We start from the raw sequence: 13,190 nt of genomic DNA on the forward strand, positions 1-13,190 counted from the left end.
GAGTAGACCTGATGACCACGATCCGCGCCGCCGTCTGCCGTGAGTTCGGCGCCCCCCTGACCATCGAGGAGGTGCAGATCCGCGCGCCCGTCGAGGGCGAGGTGGAGGTGACGCTCGAGGCGGTGGCGATCTGCCATTCCGACATCACCTACGCCAAGGGCGACTGGGGCGGGACTCTGCCTGCGGTCTACGGCCACGAGGCGGCGGGGCGGGTGACGGCGATCGGGCCCGGCGTGAAGGGGCTGACGGAGGGCGAGCGTGTCGTCGTCACCCTGATCCGCCATTGCGGACAGTGCGCCGGCTGCGCCTCGGGCCATCCGACGCGCTGCGAGCATCCGTCGCACGACGCGCCGCCGCCGCTGACCTCGTCGGACGGCGGCGCGGTGCTGGCGGCGCTGAACTGCGGGGCCTTCGCCGAGAAGGTCGTCGTCCATTCCAGCCAGGTGGTCGGCGTGCCGGACGGCGTCGAGGCCGAGCAGGCGGCGCTGCTGGCCTGCGGCGTCATCACCGGCGTCGGCGCGGTGGTGAACTCCATCGGGCTGCGGCCCGGGCAGGACGCGGTGGTGATCGGCGCCGGCGGCGTCGGCCTCAACGCCATCCAGGGTGCCCGCCTCGCCGGCGCCCGGCGGATCGTCGCGGTGGACATGAGCGAGGCCAAGCTGGCGGCGGCGAAGGAGTTCGGCGCGACCGACGGCGTGCTCGCCACGGACGGCGCGCCCTGGGACGCCGCAAAGGCGGCGATGGGACGCGGCGCGGACGCGGTATTCGTCACCGTCGGCGCGGCCCGGGCCTATGACGAGGCGCCCCGCTACCTCGCCCAGGGCGGCCGGGTGGTGATGGTCGGGATGCCGGCCGTCGGCGCCGTCTCGCACTACGAGGCGACGGACGTGGCGGCGGCGAGCCAGTCGCTCGTCGGGTCCAAGATGGGGGACACGGTCATCCGCCGGGACATCCCGTGGCTGGCGGATCTCTACCTGCAGGGCCGGCTGAAGCTGGACGAGCTGATCTCGCGCCGGTGGTCGCTGGACGAGATCAACGAGGCGATCGCGGATACGAGCGGCGGCGGCGCACGGCGGAACGTGATCGTGTTCTGACGCGGGGGGATCGGCCACTTGAGCGGCTGCCAGCGGCGCAAGGGCGGCGGGCCGCTGGCGGACAGACGCCCCCACGCTGCGGTAGAGGCGGTTCATCGTGCCGCTCCGCACGACCTCGGGGCGGGGCCGAGGGTCGCCCGGGCTCCGCCCGGAACAGCCGCGGCGGTGAGGGTCGCGCGCAAGGTGTCAGGACTTGCGGCCGGCGGAACACAGCCAGACTTCCGAGCGTCGGGAGCGGCTGACCGGCCATCCACTGCCCTCTGTCGCGCCTTGGCAGAACAGGTATTCAGCTGATCATCGGTCGCTCCTCCGACCCGGCCGGACATCTACGCCCCCGCGCCGCCGTAGATCGCCGCCATCTCTGCCTCGAACCTGGCGCGGGTGATGACGGCGCGGTTGCCCGCGTGACCGTGGTAGTGCGACAGGCCCGAAGCCGTCGGCAGCCCCGCCCAGACCCGTGCCAGGCTGTCCATGAAGGCGCCGCGCGACAGCCGGCCCGCGCGGAACTCCGCGAGGCCGGCGTCGAGCAACAGCCGCTCTCCCAGCGCGTCCTGCAGGGCAGGGGAGAAGCGGGCGTCCCGCGGGATGCCCAGCCGTCCGATCAGGCCCCGCAGCGTGGGCGGGATAACCTGGTAGCGGCCGATCGCGTGGGGCTGGCCGGGAGTGGCGGCGATCCAGTCGAGGATCTCGCCGACCGTCAGGTCGGTCGGGCGCCGGGGCGGCAGGACGCGCGCGCCGTACTGGACCGCGTCGTAGCCCGCAGACCCCGCCTCGGCCGACGCCACGAGGTCGAGAAGGCGGGCCACGTCGCCGCCGCCCGATGGGGCGAACCGGGGGGAGGCGTCCCGGGCGAAGAGGCCGCCCGCGGCGCGCGCCTGTGCGAACAGCCCGCCCCGCGCCGCCGGCAGCAGACCTCCGGCCCCGGCGAACAGGGACGGCCCGTCGGCCACGGCCGGCGCCGCGCACAGGGTCAGGACTGCCAGGAGGCGCAGCATCGGATTCTCCGGCTCATGCCCGTCTCCTTGCGCCGTCAGGCATGAAGATCGGGTGTAGGGCGGCCGAACCCCCTTTTCGCCAGCCGCGGGAGCCGAAGGCGCCATCGGCCCGCTCAACGGGGTTGCCAGCGCCATCCCTTGCGCCTATACGGCCGCTTCATCCCACCTCCGCCGGGAATCAGGGTGACCCCGCCAGTCGGGCAAGGGGCCTTCCGGCGATGTTGAAAAGGACGCTGACCATGGCGCTTCACGCCAAGGAGCTGCGCGACAAGACCCCGGACCAGCTCCGGGACCAGCTCGTCCAGCTCAAGAAGGAGGCCTTCAACCTCCGCTTCCAGCAGGCCACCGGCCAGATGGAATCCACCGCCCGGATGCGGACCGTCAAGCGCGACGTCGCCCGGGTCAAGACGATCCTGAACGAAAAGGCGGCCGCGGCCGCCCAGTCGGAGGCCTGATCCATGCCCAAACGCATCCTGCAGGGCGTCGTCACCTCGGACAAGAACGCCCAGACCGTCACCGTCATCGTCGAGCGGCGCTTCAAGCACCCGCTCCTGAAGAAGACCGTCCGGTCGTCCAAGAAGTATCGCGCCCACGACGAGAACAACACGTTCAAGACGGGCGACACGGTGCGCATCCAGGAATGCGCGCCGAAGTCCAAGACGAAACGCTGGGAGGTGGTCGCCGAGTAAGGCCGCCACACCCGGTTTGATCGAAACCCTGGGGGGGACAACAGAACACCCCTCAAAGGTCGGGAGAAACCAATGATCCAGATGCAGACCAATCTGGATGTCGCTGACAATTCCGGAGCCCGGAAGGTTCAGTGCATCAAGGTGCTCGGCGGGTCGCACCGCCGCTACGCATCGGTCGGCGACATCATCGTCGTCAGCGTCAAGGAAGCGATCCCGCGCGGCCGCGTGAAGAAGGGCGACGTCCGCAAGGCCGTCGTCGTGCGCACCGCCAAGGAAGTCCGCCGCGAGGACGGGACCGCGATCCGCTTCGACCGCAACGCTGCGGTGATCCTCAACAACGCGGGCGAGCCCGTCGGCACCCGGATCTTCGGACCGGTGGTGCGCGAGCTGCGTGCGAAGAACTTCATGAAGATCATCTCGCTCGCTCCGGAGGTGCTCTGATGGCCGCGAAACTCAAGAAGGGCGACAAGGTCGTCGTGCTGACGGGCAAGGACCGCGGCAAGACGGGCGAGATCGAGAGCGTCGATCCCAAGGCCGGCAAGGCCGTGGTGGGCGGGCTCAACATGGCGATCCGCCACACCCGCCAGTCCCAGACCGACCAGGGCGGGCGCAAGCCCAAGGCAATGCCGATCCACCTGTCGAACCTCGCCATGGTCGACGCCAACGGCAAGGCGACCCGCGTCGGCTTCCGCATGGACGGCGACAAGAAGGTCCGCTTCGCCAAGACCACGGGAGACGTGATCTGATGCTCGACACCGCGACCTACACCCCGCGCCTCAAGGCACAGTACAAGGACAGCATCCGCGCCGCGCTAAAGGAAGAGTTCGGCTACAAGAACGAGATGCAGATCCCCAAGCTCGACAAGATCGTCCTCAACATCGGCTGCGGCGCCGAGGCGGTCCGCGACAGCAAGAAGGCCAAGTCCGCGGCCGACGACCTGTCCCGCATCGCCGGCCAGAAGGCCGTGACCACCCGGGCCAAGAAGTCGATCGCCGGCTTCCGCGTCCGCGAGGAGATGCCGCTCGGCGCCAAGGTCACCCTGCGGGGCGACCGGATGTACGAGTTCCTCGATCGCCTCGTCACCGTCGCGCTGCCGCGCGTCCGCGACTTCCGCGGCGTGTCCGGCAAGTCGTTCGACGGCCGCGGCAACTACGCGATGGGGATCAAGGAGCACATCGTGTTCCCCGAGATCAACTTCGACCAGGTCGACGAGGTCTGGGGCCTCGACGTCATCATCTGCACCACCGCGCAGACCGACGCGGAAGCCAAGGCGCTGTTGAAGCTGTTCAACATGCCCTTCAACTCGTGACGCGCGGGAGAGGATAGAGATATGGCCAAGAAATCCATGATCGAGCGCGAGAAGAAGCGCGAGCGCCTCGTCAAGCAGTACGCCGACAAGCGCGCCGCCCTGAAGGCGATCATCGAGGACAAGGAAAAGCCGGTGGAGGAGCGCTTCAAGGCGTCCCTGAAACTCGCCGAGCTGCCCCGCAACTCGTCGCCCACCCGCCTCCACAACCGTTGCCAGCTCACCGGCCGCCCGCATGCGTACTACCGCAAGCTCAAGCTCAGCCGGATCATGCTCCGCAACCTCGGCCAGAACGGGGAAATCCCGGGCATGGTCAAGTCGAGCTGGTAAGGAGATTCTCAGATGAACGATCCTATCGGCGATATGCTGACCCGCATCCGCAACGCCCAGATGCGCGGCAAGTCCGTGGTCTCGACGCCGGCCTCCAAGCTGCGCGCCTGGGTCCTCGACGTGCTGGCGGACGAGGGCTACATCCGCGGCTACGAGAGCGGGACCGACGCGAAGGGCCACCCGACGCTCGAGATTTCGCTCAAGTACTACGAAGGCACGCCCGTCATCCGCGAACTCAAGCGGGTGTCGAAGCCGGGCCGCCGCGTCTACATGTCGAAGAGTGACCTGCCGCAGGTGCGCCAGGGCCTCGGCGTGTCGATCGTGTCCACCTCCAAGGGGGTGATGTCGGACGCCAACGCCCGTGCGGCGCAGGTGGGCGGCGAAGTGCTCTGCACCGTATTCTAAGGAGGGGTAGATGTCCCGTATCGGAAAGAAACCGGTTCCTCTCCCCTCCGGCGTCAGCGCCGAGGTGAAGGGCCAGACCGTCGAGGTGAAGGGGCCGAAAGGCACCCGCGCCTTCACAGCGACCGACGACGTCACGCTCAAGGTCGAGGACGGCGCCGTCAGCGTCACCCCGCGCGGCACGTCCAAGCGGGCGCGCCAGCAGTGGGGCATGTCCCGCTCCATGGTCGAGAACCTCGTCACCGGCGTGACCACCGGCTTCAAGAAGGAGCTGGAGATCACGGGCGTCGGCTACCGCGCGCAGATGCAGGGCAACACGCTCAAGCTGGCGCTCGGCTACAGCCACGACGTCGAGTTCGCGGTGCCGCAGGGCGTGACCGTGACCGCGCCCAAGCAGACCGAGATCGTGGTCGAGGGCATCGACCAGCAGCAGGTCGGCCAGGTCGCGGCCAACATCCGCGAGTGGCGGCCGCCGGAGCCCTACAAGGGCAAGGGCATCCGCTACAAGGGCGAGTACATCTTCCGCAAGGAAGGCAAGAAGAAGTAAGGACCAGACACATGGCCAGCACGAAACGAGATCTGTTTCTGAAGCGCCGGATGCGTGTCCGGGCCAAGCTTCGCAAGGTGAATGCCGGGCGTCCGCGCCTGTCCGTGCACCGCTCGAACAAGAACATCAGCGTCCAGCTGATCGACGACCTGAACGGCGTCACCCTCGCCTCGGCCTCCTCTCTCGAGAAGGACCTGGGCGTGGTCGGCAAGAACAACGTCGAGGCGGCCACCAAGGTCGGCGCGGCGATCGCCGAGCGGGCCAAGGCGGCCGGCGTGACCGAGGCCTACTTCGACCGGGGCGGGTTCCTGTTCCACGGCAAGGTCAAGGCCCTCGCCGACGCCGCCCGCGAGGGTGGCCTCAAGATCTGAGCGATCGGCCGGGGCGACCCGGCCGGCCTCATCTGGTGGAGGCGCGTCCGCGCCTCGATGATCCGGGAGCCCTGGCGCTCACCTGGATTGGAGTCTGACCGGCCGCGGCACGCGGCCCCGAGAAGGAGAGCCCGATGGCTCGTGAGTCCAGAGGCGGCAACCGCCGCGACCGGGACGAGAACCCGGAATTCGCCGATCGCCTCGTCGCGATCAACCGCGTGTCCAAGACCACGAAGGGCGGCAAGAACTTCGGCTTCGCCGCGCTCGTCGTCGTGGGCGACCAGAAGGGCCGCGTCGGCTTCGGCAAGGGCAAGGCAAAGGAAGTGCCGGAAGCGATCCGCAAGGCCACCGAGGCCGCCAAGCGTGGCATGATCCGCGTCCCGCTCCGCGAGGGCCGGACCCTGCACCACGACCAGGAAGGGCGCTGGGGCGCCGGCCGGGTCGTCCTGCGCTCCGCCGTCCCCGGCACCGGCATCATCGCCGGCGGCCCGATGCGCGCCGTGTTCGAGATGCTCGGCCTGCAGGACGTCGTCGCCAAGTCGCTGGGGTCGCAGAACCCCTACAACATGATCCGCGCCACGATGAACGCGCTGACGCTGGAGCAGTCGCCCCGGTCGGTCGCCCAGCGTCGCGGCAAGAAAGTGGCCGACATCCTGCCCAAGCGCGACGACGCGCCGCAGGAATCGTCGCTCGTCGCCGAGGAGGCCTGAGACCATGGCAACCATCGTCGTGAAGCAGATCGGCTCGCCGATCCGCCGCCCCAAGATCCAGCGCGACACCCTCAAGGGTCTCGGCCTGAACAAGATGCACCGCACCCGCGAGCTGGAGGACACGCCCTCGGTCCGCGGCATGGTCGAGAGCATCCCGCACCTCGTCACCATCGTCGAGGAGAAGGCGTAAGCCTCCCGAGCACGTGGTTGAACGAAGAAGGGCGCCCTCCGGGGCGCCCTTTCTCGTCTCGGCCCGCCCCCGGGTCACGACATCTTCACGATGCCCTCGTCGCGGCCGTAGATCTCGGCCTCCACGGCCTCGACCTGGATCAGCCGCACCTTGTCGGGGTCGAGGTCGCCGCCGAACCATGTCTCGATGTCGGGCGTCCAGTGCTCGCGCATCAGCTCGGCGTCGGTGTGGACCTTCGCCTCGCCGCGGATCGTGATCCAGGTGCCGTCGCCTTCGAAGTCCAGCGTCACCCGCGGGTCGCGCTGGATGTCGCGCATCTTACGGGTGTCGGGGCGCGAGAAGAACCAGTTGTCCCCGTCCCAGTCGACCTGGGCGTTGTTGCTCATCGGCCGGCTGACCATCCAGCCCCCGTCGCCCGTCGTCGTCATCATGCAGATGTCGAGCTCCCGCATCGCCTCGGCGATCGTCTCTTTCGTGGGGGCCGCCATGTTCGTCGCTCCTGTACAAGACCGTTGCGGCAAGCCCGCGCGCGGGGCAACGGTTCCACCCGCGGCGACCTGGCGGCGCCGCTCCGCCGGTCAGCCGGCGCGGCGCTCGCGGACGTCGCGGAGCGGCCCGCCGGCGGGCAGGGCGGTTCCGGGTGGGGCCTTCGGGACCCAGCTGTCGGGGTGCGCGATCATGGCCCCGTTCCATCGCGCCGCGGGCCGGGCCAAGGTCCACCTGAGACCACCACCCCGGCTACGTCGTGACTCCCGCCATCGCCCTCGCCCTCCTTGCCATCGCCCTGCTCGTTCTTCTGCTTCTGCTGCGCCGGCGGCGCAGGCGCCCTGCGCCGCCGGCCGCGCCCGAGGGCTTCCTCAATGTCGTTCGTTCGGCCACGATTCCGGGGTATCTGCCGCGCGGTGACGGACATGAGATCAGCGTCACGACGCCGAGCGAGTCGTCCGCGCGCGCGCATATGCGCCAGAAGGCCGAGGCGATGGGCGCGAACGCCGTCGTCGGCCTGCGGTACGACGAGAAGAAGCAGAAGTACCGCGCTGGCACCGGCCCCAAGGGCAACGCCTACTGGAAGTCCCGGGTCACGCGGGTCTGGACCGGCACCGCCGTCACGCTGGCCCGGCCGCACGAGATCAGCGACGCGATCCTCCCAGATGTCCGCCGCGGCGACCGGTTCGTGATCGACGGCTCGAACGTCATGCACTGGTCCCGGGATGAGCCCGAGCTGCGCGACGTCCTCGCCGTGATCGAGATCCTCAGGGCGCGGGGCGCGCGCGTCCACGTCTTCTTCGACGCCAGCGCCGGGCACCGCCTCGTCGCCGGCTATCGCGGCGGCCGCGATTTCGCCCGCGCGCTCGGCCTCAGATCCGGAGAGGTGACCGTGGTCGACCAGGGTGTCGTCGCCGACGTGCCGATCCTGCAGCGCGCCCGCGCCACCGGCGCGACCGTGGTGACGCAGGACCGCTACCGCGACCATTCCGGCCTGACCGACGGCGTCGCCATCCTGTCCGGCCGGATCGAGGACGGCCGGGTCATCCTCCATCCGCACGCACCGCTCGGCGCTTGATCTCCCCGGGCGCATTTTCTATACGCCGCCGGTGGCCCCGCGGGGCCCGAGTCTCGACCATCAATGCCGTGTGCCGTCCAGATCGCTTCGGGACGGTCTTCCGGCCCCAGATCATGGGAGAAGAAGCGACATGAAACTCAACGAGCTGTCCGACAACGAAGGCGCGTCCCACCGTCCCAAGCGGATCGGCCGCGGCCCCGGCTCCGGCAAGGGCAAGACCGGCGGACGCGGCATCAAGGGCCAGAAGTCCCGCTCGGGCGTGGCGATCAAGGGGTACGAGGGCGGCCAGATGCCGCTGTACCAGCGCCTGCCGAAGCGCGGCTTCAACAAGCCGAACCGCAAGGAATACGCCGTCGTGAACCTGGGCCTGATCCAGAAGTTCATCGACGCCGGCAAGCTCGGCTCCGAGATCACCGAGACCGAGCTGGTCGACAGCGGCCTGATCCGCCGCAAGCGCGACGGGGTCCGCCTGCTCGCCAAGGGCGAGCTGACCACGAAGGCCGCGATCACCGTCACCGGCGCGTCCAAGGGCGCGATCGAGGCGGTCGAGAAGGCCGGCGGCAGCGTCACGCTGAGCGCGCCGGCGGCGGCCGCGACCGAGTAACCGGTTGGCAAGGGGCGCCGCGCCCCTTACATCGGCTCACGACTTCTGCACGCCGCCGACCGGCTCCCCGGTCCGGCGGCGTTGTCCTGACAGGAAGAGTATCCCGCATGGCATCAGCCGCAGAACAGATGGCCGCCAACATGAGCTGGGGGGCCTTCGGCAAGGCCACCGAGCTGAGGCAGCGCATCCTCTTCACCATCGGCCTCTTGTGCGTCTATCGCCTCGGCACCTTCATCCCGGTGCCCGGCATCGACGGCACGGCGCTGCGCGACTTCATGGAAGGCGCGGCGGCCGGTCTCGGCGGCATCCTGTCGATGTTCACCGGCGGCGCGCTCGGCCGGATGGGCATCTTCGCCCTCGGCATCATGCCCTACATCTCGGCCTCGATCATCATCCAGCTGCTGGCCTCCACGTGGGAGCCGCTCAAGCAGCTGAAGAAGGAGGGCGAGCAGGGCCGGCGCAAGATCAACCAGTACACGCGCTACTTCACGGTCATCCTGTCCGCGTTCCAGGCCTACGGCCTCGCCGCCTCGCTCGAGGCGGGCGACCTCGTCTCGGACCCAGGCCTGTTCTTCCGCGCCTCCTGCGTCATCACGCTGGTCGGCGGCACCATGTTCCTGATGTGGCTGGGCGAGCAGATCACCAGCCGCGGCATCGGCAACGGCATCAGCCTCATCATCTTCGTCGGCATCATCGCCGAAATTCCGGCCGCGCTGGCGCAGTTCTTCGCCTCCGGCCGGTCGGGGGCGATCAGCCCCGCCGTCATCATCGGCGTGATCCTGATGGTCGCGGTGATCCTGACCTTCGTCGTCTTCATGGAGCGAAGCCTGCGCAAGGTGCACATCCAGTATCCGCGCCGGCAGGTGGGGATGAAGGTTTATGACGGCGGCTCGTCGCACCTGCCGATCAAGGTGAACCCCGCGGGCGTGATCCCGGCGATCTTCGCCTCGGCCCTCTTGCTGCTGCCGACCACGATCTCGACCTTCTCGGGCGGCGACACCGGCCCCGTCATGTCGACGATCCTGGCCTACTTCGGCCCCGGACAGCCGCTGTACCTGCTGTTCTTCACCGTGATGATCGTCTTCTTCACCTACTTCTACACCCGCGAAGTGGCGTTCAAGACGGACGACGTGGCCGACAACCTCAAGCGGCAGAACGGCTTCATCCCCGGCATCCGGCCGGGCAAGCGGACGGCGGAGTACCTGGACTACGTGGTGACGCGGATCCTCGTCCTCGGCTCGGCCTACCTCGCGCTCGTCGCGCTGCTGCCGGAAATCCTGCGCAGCCAGCTGGCCATCCCGTTCTACTTCGGCGGCACATCGGTCCTGATCGTGGTCTCCGTCGGCATGGACACGATCCAGCAGGTCCAGTCGCACCTCCTCGCGCACCAGTACGAGGGCCTGATCGAGAAGTCGCAGCTGCGCGGGCGCCGCAGCGGCACCGCCAAGCCGAAGAGGGGACCGGCGCGTCGATGAATATCATACTGCTCGGACCCCCGGGGGCGGGGAAGGGAACCCAGGCGCGGCGCCTCGTCGACGATCGGAACATGGTGCAGCTGTCCACCGGCGACATGCTGCGCGAAGCGCGCACCTCGGGCACCGAGATGGGCCAGCGCGTCGCCGACGTGATGGACCGCGGCGAGCTCGTCACCGACGAGATCGTCATCGGCCTGATCCGCGAGAAGCTGACCAGCGGCGACGCCCCCGGCGGCTACATCTTCGACGGCTTTCCCCGGACGCTGGCGCAGGCCGACGCCCTGGGCGACCTGCTCGCCGAGCTGGGCCAGACCCTCGACGCGGTGATCGAGATGCGCGTCGACGACGCGGTGCTGGTGCGCCGGATCGTCGCCCGCTCCACCTGCGGCAATTGCGGCGAGGTCTACAACGACGAGACCAAGCCGATCCCGACCGACGGCGTCTGCACCAACTGCGGCGAGAAGGCGGAGTTCAAGCGCCGGGCCGACGACACCGAGGAGGCGCTGAAGACGCGACTGCTGGCCTACTACAAGCAGACGTCGCCGCTGATCGGCTATTACTACGCCAAGGACGACCTGCGCACGATCGACGGGCTGGGCGAGATCGACGCAGTCGCCCGCGACGTGGCCGCGGTTCTCGAGGCCTGAGTCCGGGGGGCCGACCGGAGGGACTCCGGCGGGCCGTCGCGCACCGGCACAAACCCCTTGACAGGGGGTTGACGGTCCGCCACGCGCCCCATAAGTAGCCCCATCCCGCAAGGGAGACTCGCCATTTGCGCCTCCCCCGCGGGGCGTGGATCACCTCCACCGCATGCGGCGCCCCCGGCGCCGGCGTTGTGAAAAAAGGGTCCGGGACCACGGACCCGCAACGAAAGGACACCAGACAAGTGGCACGTATTGCCGGCGTGAACATCCCGACCGCCAAGCGGGTTCCGATCGCCCTCACCTACATCACCGGAATCGGCCAGTCCGCCGCCCGCGCGATCTGCGACGCCGTCGGCGTCGACCAGACCCGCCGCGTCAACGAGCTGTCGGATTCCGAAGTCCTCGCCATCCGCGAGCACATCGACGCGAACTACACCGTCGAGGGCGACCTGCGCCGCGAGACGCAGATGAACGTCAAGCGTCTGATGGACCTCGGCTGCTACCGCGGCCTGCGGCACCGCCGCAACCTGCCCGTGCGCGGCCAGCGCACCCACACCAACGCCCGCACCCGCAAGGGCCCGGCCCGGCCGATCGCCGGCAAGAAGAAATAAGGGAGGGCAGGACAAATGGCTCGCGATACGCGCCGCACCGGCGGCAAGAAGAAGGTCTCGAAGAACATCGCCGCCGGCGTGGCGCATGTGAACTCGTCCTTCAACAACACCAAGATCCTGATCTCCGACGTTCAGGGCAACGCCATCGCCTGGTCGTCGGCCGGCACGATGGGCTTCAAGGGCTCGCGCAAGTCGACGCCCTACGCGGCCCAGCTTGCCGCCGAGGATGCCGGCAAGAAGGCGCAGGAGCACGGCGTCAAGACCCTCGAGGTCGAGGTGCAGGGCCCCGGCTCGGGCCGCGAGAGCGCGCTGCGCGCGCTGGCCGCCGTCGGCTTCAACATCACGTCGATCCGTGACGTGACGCCGATCGCGCACAACGGCTGCCGCCCGCCCAAGCGCCGCCGCGTCTGACGACACGATCTGACTGACGGGGCCGCGTTCGATGCGCGGCCCCTTCAGCCGTTACGACAACCTCGAGTGTCCGGTCCCACGGTCATGGGTGGCCGGGCGAGAATGGAGGCCCATACATGATCCACAGGAACTGGTCCGAGCTGATCAAGCCGACCCAGCTCGAGGTGAAGCCCGGGGACGATCCGTCGCGCACCGCGACCGTCGTCGCCGAGCCGCTCGAGCGTGGCTTCGGCCTGACGCTCGGCAACGCGCTGCGCCGCGTGCTGCTGTCGTCGCTTCAGGGCGCCGCCATCACCGCCGTGCAGATCGACAACGTGCTGCACGAATTCTCGTCCGTCGCGGGCGTCCGCGAGGACGTGACCGACATCGTCCTGAACCTCAAGGGCGTGGCGATCCGCATGGATGTCGAGGGGCCCAAGCGCCTCACGGTCCAGGCCAAGGGCCCGGGCGCCGTCACCGCCGCCGACATCTCCGAGAGCGCGGGGATCGAGGTCCTGAACAAGGACCACGTGATCTGCCACCTCGACGAGGGCGCGGACCTCTACATGGAGCTGACGGTCAACCAGGGCAAAGGCTACGTCGCGGCCGACCGCAACAAGCCCGAGGACGCCCCGATCGGCATGATTGCGATCGACGCGATCTATTCGCCGGTCAAGAAGGTCAGCTACGACGTGCAGCCCACCCGCGAGGGCCAAGTGCTGGACTACGACAAGCTGACCATGAAGATCGAGACCGACGGCTCGCTCACGCCGGACGACGCGGTGGCCTACGCCGCCCGCATCCTGCAGGACCAGCTGTCGATCTTCGTCAACTTCGACGAGCCGGAATCGGCGCGCGCCGACACGATGGACGACGGGCTTGAATTCAACCCGCTGCTCCTGAAGAAGGTCGACGAGCTGGAACTGTCGGTCCGGTCGGCGAACTGCCTGAAGAACGACAACATCGTCTATATCGGCGATCTGATCCAGAAGACCGAAGCCGAGATGCTTCGCACCCCGAACTTCGGCCGCAAGTCGCTGAACGAGATCAAGGAAGTGCTGTCCGGCATGGGCCTGCACCTCGGCATGGACGTCGAGGACTGGCCGCCGGACAACATCGAGGACCTGGCCAAGAAGTTCGAGGACCAGTTCTGATCGGTTCCGGCTCCCGGCAGCGACCGGTCAGCCCCGGACCTGATCCGGGGCCCCGCGCCGACCGGGAGCCGACCCCGCCCCGGACCTGATCCGGGGCCCCCGCCCCACGGGCGG

The 13,190-nt window shown here is 68.9% G+C and carries 21 protein-coding genes; 19 read left to right on the forward strand and 2 right to left on the reverse strand.

Features of this window, described 5'->3' with window-relative positions; translation table 11 throughout:
- Positions 1 to 11: 11 nt before the first annotated feature.
- The gene (locus A37W_RS0109735; RefSeq protein WP_018302845.1) at positions 12 to 1,094 is read left to right on the forward strand and encodes a Zn-dependent alcohol dehydrogenase; all 1,083 of its coding nucleotides are present in this window, start codon (positions 12 to 14) and stop codon (positions 1,092 to 1,094) included.
- A 326-nt stretch (positions 1,095 to 1,420) separates the two neighbouring features.
- Here the strand turns inward: A37W_RS0109735 and A37W_RS0109740 are convergent, their stop codons facing one another.
- A complete protein-coding gene (locus A37W_RS0109740) occupies positions 1,421 to 2,089 on the reverse strand; it encodes a lysozyme family protein (protein ID WP_018302846.1) in 669 nt (222 codons plus the stop codon).
- 239 nt (positions 2,090 to 2,328) lie between these two features.
- Between A37W_RS0109740 and rpmC the strand changes: the two genes are divergently transcribed.
- The 11 genes from rpmC to rpmD all read left to right on the forward strand — a co-directional run bounded on the left by rpmC (position 2,329) and on the right by rpmD (position 6,634).
- Positions 2,329 to 2,544, forward strand: a complete 216-nt coding sequence (rpmC, locus tag A37W_RS0109745; protein ID WP_018302847.1) for a 50S ribosomal protein L29 — start codon at positions 2,329 to 2,331, stop codon at positions 2,542 to 2,544.
- Between the two features lie 3 nt (positions 2,545 to 2,547).
- On the forward strand, positions 2,548 to 2,778 hold the full coding sequence (rpsQ, locus tag A37W_RS0109750) for a 30S ribosomal protein S17 (protein WP_018302848.1): 231 nt from the start codon (positions 2,548 to 2,550) through the stop codon (positions 2,776 to 2,778).
- Between the two features lie 72 nt (positions 2,779 to 2,850).
- On the forward strand, positions 2,851 to 3,219 hold the full coding sequence (gene rplN, locus A37W_RS0109755) for a 50S ribosomal protein L14 (RefSeq protein ID WP_018302849.1): 369 nt from the start codon (positions 2,851 to 2,853) through the stop codon (positions 3,217 to 3,219).
- On the forward strand, positions 3,219 to 3,524 hold the full coding sequence (gene rplX, locus A37W_RS0109760) for a 50S ribosomal protein L24 (protein WP_018302850.1): 306 nt from the start codon (positions 3,219 to 3,221) through the stop codon (positions 3,522 to 3,524). Before rplN ends, rplX begins: the two co-directional genes overlap by 1 nt.
- Positions 3,524 to 4,087 carry a 50S ribosomal protein L5 gene (rplE, locus tag A37W_RS0109765; RefSeq protein ID WP_018302851.1) on the forward strand — a complete coding sequence of 188 codons (564 nt, stop codon included), beginning with the start codon at positions 3,524 to 3,526 and terminating at the stop codon, positions 4,085 to 4,087. Before rplX ends, rplE begins: the two co-directional genes overlap by 1 nt.
- 21 nt (positions 4,088 to 4,108) lie before the next feature.
- Complete coding sequence (rpsN, locus tag A37W_RS0109770) at positions 4,109 to 4,414, forward strand: 30S ribosomal protein S14 (RefSeq protein ID WP_018302852.1); 306 nt, start codon at positions 4,109 to 4,111, stop codon at positions 4,412 to 4,414.
- A 12-nt stretch (positions 4,415 to 4,426) separates the two neighbouring features.
- Positions 4,427 to 4,819, forward strand: a complete 393-nt coding sequence (gene rpsH, locus A37W_RS0109775) for a 30S ribosomal protein S8 (protein WP_018302853.1) — start codon at positions 4,427 to 4,429, stop codon at positions 4,817 to 4,819.
- A 10-nt stretch (positions 4,820 to 4,829) separates the two neighbouring features.
- Positions 4,830 to 5,363: a 50S ribosomal protein L6 gene (gene rplF, locus A37W_RS0109780; protein ID WP_018302854.1), complete on the forward strand. Its 534-nt coding sequence runs from the start codon at positions 4,830 to 4,832 to the stop codon at positions 5,361 to 5,363.
- Between the two features lie 11 nt (positions 5,364 to 5,374).
- The gene (gene rplR / locus A37W_RS0109785) at positions 5,375 to 5,734 is read left to right on the forward strand and encodes a 50S ribosomal protein L18 (RefSeq protein WP_018302855.1); all 360 of its coding nucleotides are present in this window, start codon (positions 5,375 to 5,377) and stop codon (positions 5,732 to 5,734) included.
- Positions 5,735 to 5,868: 134 nt separating this feature from the next.
- Positions 5,869 to 6,444, forward strand: coding sequence for a 30S ribosomal protein S5 (gene rpsE / locus A37W_RS0109790; RefSeq protein WP_018302856.1), 576 nt, complete (start codon positions 5,869 to 5,871; stop codon positions 6,442 to 6,444).
- Positions 6,445 to 6,448: 4 nt separating this feature from the next.
- A complete protein-coding gene (rpmD, locus tag A37W_RS0109795) occupies positions 6,449 to 6,634 on the forward strand; it encodes a 50S ribosomal protein L30 (RefSeq protein WP_018302857.1) in 186 nt (61 codons plus the stop codon).
- A 74-nt stretch (positions 6,635 to 6,708) separates the two neighbouring features.
- Here rpmD and A37W_RS0109800 read toward each other — a convergent pair whose 3' ends face one another.
- A complete protein-coding gene (locus A37W_RS0109800) occupies positions 6,709 to 7,122 on the reverse strand; it encodes a pyridoxamine 5'-phosphate oxidase family protein (RefSeq protein ID WP_018302858.1) in 414 nt (137 codons plus the stop codon).
- 257 nt (positions 7,123 to 7,379) lie between these two features.
- On the opposite strand from A37W_RS0109800, the gene A37W_RS22805 reads away from it, so the two are divergent.
- The 7 genes from A37W_RS22805 (at position 7,380) to A37W_RS0109840 (ending at position 13,076) form a co-directional block, all read left to right on the forward strand.
- Positions 7,380 to 8,198, forward strand: a complete 819-nt coding sequence (locus A37W_RS22805; RefSeq protein ID WP_018302860.1) for an NYN domain-containing protein — start codon at positions 7,380 to 7,382, stop codon at positions 8,196 to 8,198.
- A gap of 130 nt (positions 8,199 to 8,328) precedes the next feature.
- Complete coding sequence (gene rplO, locus A37W_RS0109815) at positions 8,329 to 8,802, forward strand: 50S ribosomal protein L15 (protein WP_018302861.1); 474 nt, start codon at positions 8,329 to 8,331, stop codon at positions 8,800 to 8,802.
- A gap of 128 nt (positions 8,803 to 8,930) precedes the next feature.
- Positions 8,931 to 10,277, forward strand: a complete 1,347-nt coding sequence (gene secY, locus A37W_RS0109820) for a preprotein translocase subunit SecY (protein WP_018302862.1) — start codon at positions 8,931 to 8,933, stop codon at positions 10,275 to 10,277.
- Entirely contained in the window at positions 10,274 to 10,924 is a 651-nt protein-coding gene (locus A37W_RS0109825) for an adenylate kinase (protein ID WP_018302863.1), read from the forward strand. Before secY ends, A37W_RS0109825 begins: the two co-directional genes overlap by 4 nt.
- A 239-nt stretch (positions 10,925 to 11,163) precedes the next feature.
- Positions 11,164 to 11,532, forward strand: coding sequence for a 30S ribosomal protein S13 (gene rpsM, locus A37W_RS0109830; protein ID WP_018302864.1), 369 nt, complete (start codon positions 11,164 to 11,166; stop codon positions 11,530 to 11,532).
- Between the two features lie 15 nt (positions 11,533 to 11,547).
- A complete protein-coding gene (gene rpsK, locus A37W_RS0109835) occupies positions 11,548 to 11,943 on the forward strand; it encodes a 30S ribosomal protein S11 (protein WP_018302865.1) in 396 nt (131 codons plus the stop codon).
- A gap of 116 nt (positions 11,944 to 12,059) precedes the next feature.
- A complete protein-coding gene (locus tag A37W_RS0109840) occupies positions 12,060 to 13,076 on the forward strand; it encodes a DNA-directed RNA polymerase subunit alpha (protein ID WP_018302866.1) in 1,017 nt (338 codons plus the stop codon).
- Positions 13,077 to 13,190: the final 114 nt, after the last annotated feature.

This window comes from Wenxinia marina DSM 24838, from assembly GCF_000379485.1.
GTDB classification, from domain to species: domain Bacteria; phylum Pseudomonadota; class Alphaproteobacteria; order Rhodobacterales; family Rhodobacteraceae; genus Wenxinia; species Wenxinia marina.

Bases quoted from the DNA above. Each gene is read 5' to 3' on its own strand.
- rpmD (WP_018302857.1), top strand. From the start codon at position 6,449: ATGGCAACCATCGTCGTGAAGCAGATCGGCTCGCCGATCCGCCGCCCC.
- rplR (WP_018302855.1), top strand. From the start codon at position 5,375: ATGGCCAGCACGAAACGAGATCTGTTTCTGAAGCGCCGGATGCGTGTC.
- rpsQ (WP_018302848.1), top strand. From the start codon at position 2,548: ATGCCCAAACGCATCCTGCAGGGCGTCGTCACCTCGGACAAGAACGCC.
- rplN (WP_018302849.1), top strand. From the start codon at position 2,851: ATGATCCAGATGCAGACCAATCTGGATGTCGCTGACAATTCCGGAGCC.
- rpsE (WP_018302856.1), top strand. From the start codon at position 5,869: ATGGCTCGTGAGTCCAGAGGCGGCAACCGCCGCGACCGGGACGAGAAC.
- A37W_RS0109740 (WP_018302846.1), bottom strand. From the start codon at position 2,089: ATGCTGCGCCTCCTGGCAGTCCTGACCCTGTGCGCGGCGCCGGCCGTG.
- rplF (WP_018302854.1), top strand. From the start codon at position 4,830: ATGTCCCGTATCGGAAAGAAACCGGTTCCTCTCCCCTCCGGCGTCAGC.
- rplE (WP_018302851.1), top strand. From the start codon at position 3,524: ATGCTCGACACCGCGACCTACACCCCGCGCCTCAAGGCACAGTACAAG.
- rpsK (WP_018302865.1), top strand. From the start codon at position 11,548: ATGGCTCGCGATACGCGCCGCACCGGCGGCAAGAAGAAGGTCTCGAAG.
- rpsH (WP_018302853.1), top strand. From the start codon at position 4,427: ATGAACGATCCTATCGGCGATATGCTGACCCGCATCCGCAACGCCCAG.
- rplX (WP_018302850.1), top strand. From the start codon at position 3,219: ATGGCCGCGAAACTCAAGAAGGGCGACAAGGTCGTCGTGCTGACGGGC.
- rpmC (WP_018302847.1), top strand. From the start codon at position 2,329: ATGGCGCTTCACGCCAAGGAGCTGCGCGACAAGACCCCGGACCAGCTC.
- rplO (WP_018302861.1), top strand. From the start codon at position 8,329: ATGAAACTCAACGAGCTGTCCGACAACGAAGGCGCGTCCCACCGTCCC.
- A37W_RS0109840 (WP_018302866.1), top strand. From the start codon at position 12,060: ATGATCCACAGGAACTGGTCCGAGCTGATCAAGCCGACCCAGCTCGAG.
- rpsN (WP_018302852.1), top strand. From the start codon at position 4,109: ATGGCCAAGAAATCCATGATCGAGCGCGAGAAGAAGCGCGAGCGCCTC.
- A37W_RS0109800 (WP_018302858.1), bottom strand. From the start codon at position 7,122: ATGGCGGCCCCCACGAAAGAGACGATCGCCGAGGCGATGCGGGAGCTC.
- A37W_RS0109735 (WP_018302845.1), top strand. From the start codon at position 12: ATGACCACGATCCGCGCCGCCGTCTGCCGTGAGTTCGGCGCCCCCCTG.
- A37W_RS0109825 (WP_018302863.1), top strand. From the start codon at position 10,274: ATGAATATCATACTGCTCGGACCCCCGGGGGCGGGGAAGGGAACCCAG.
- secY (WP_018302862.1), top strand. From the start codon at position 8,931: ATGGCCGCCAACATGAGCTGGGGGGCCTTCGGCAAGGCCACCGAGCTG.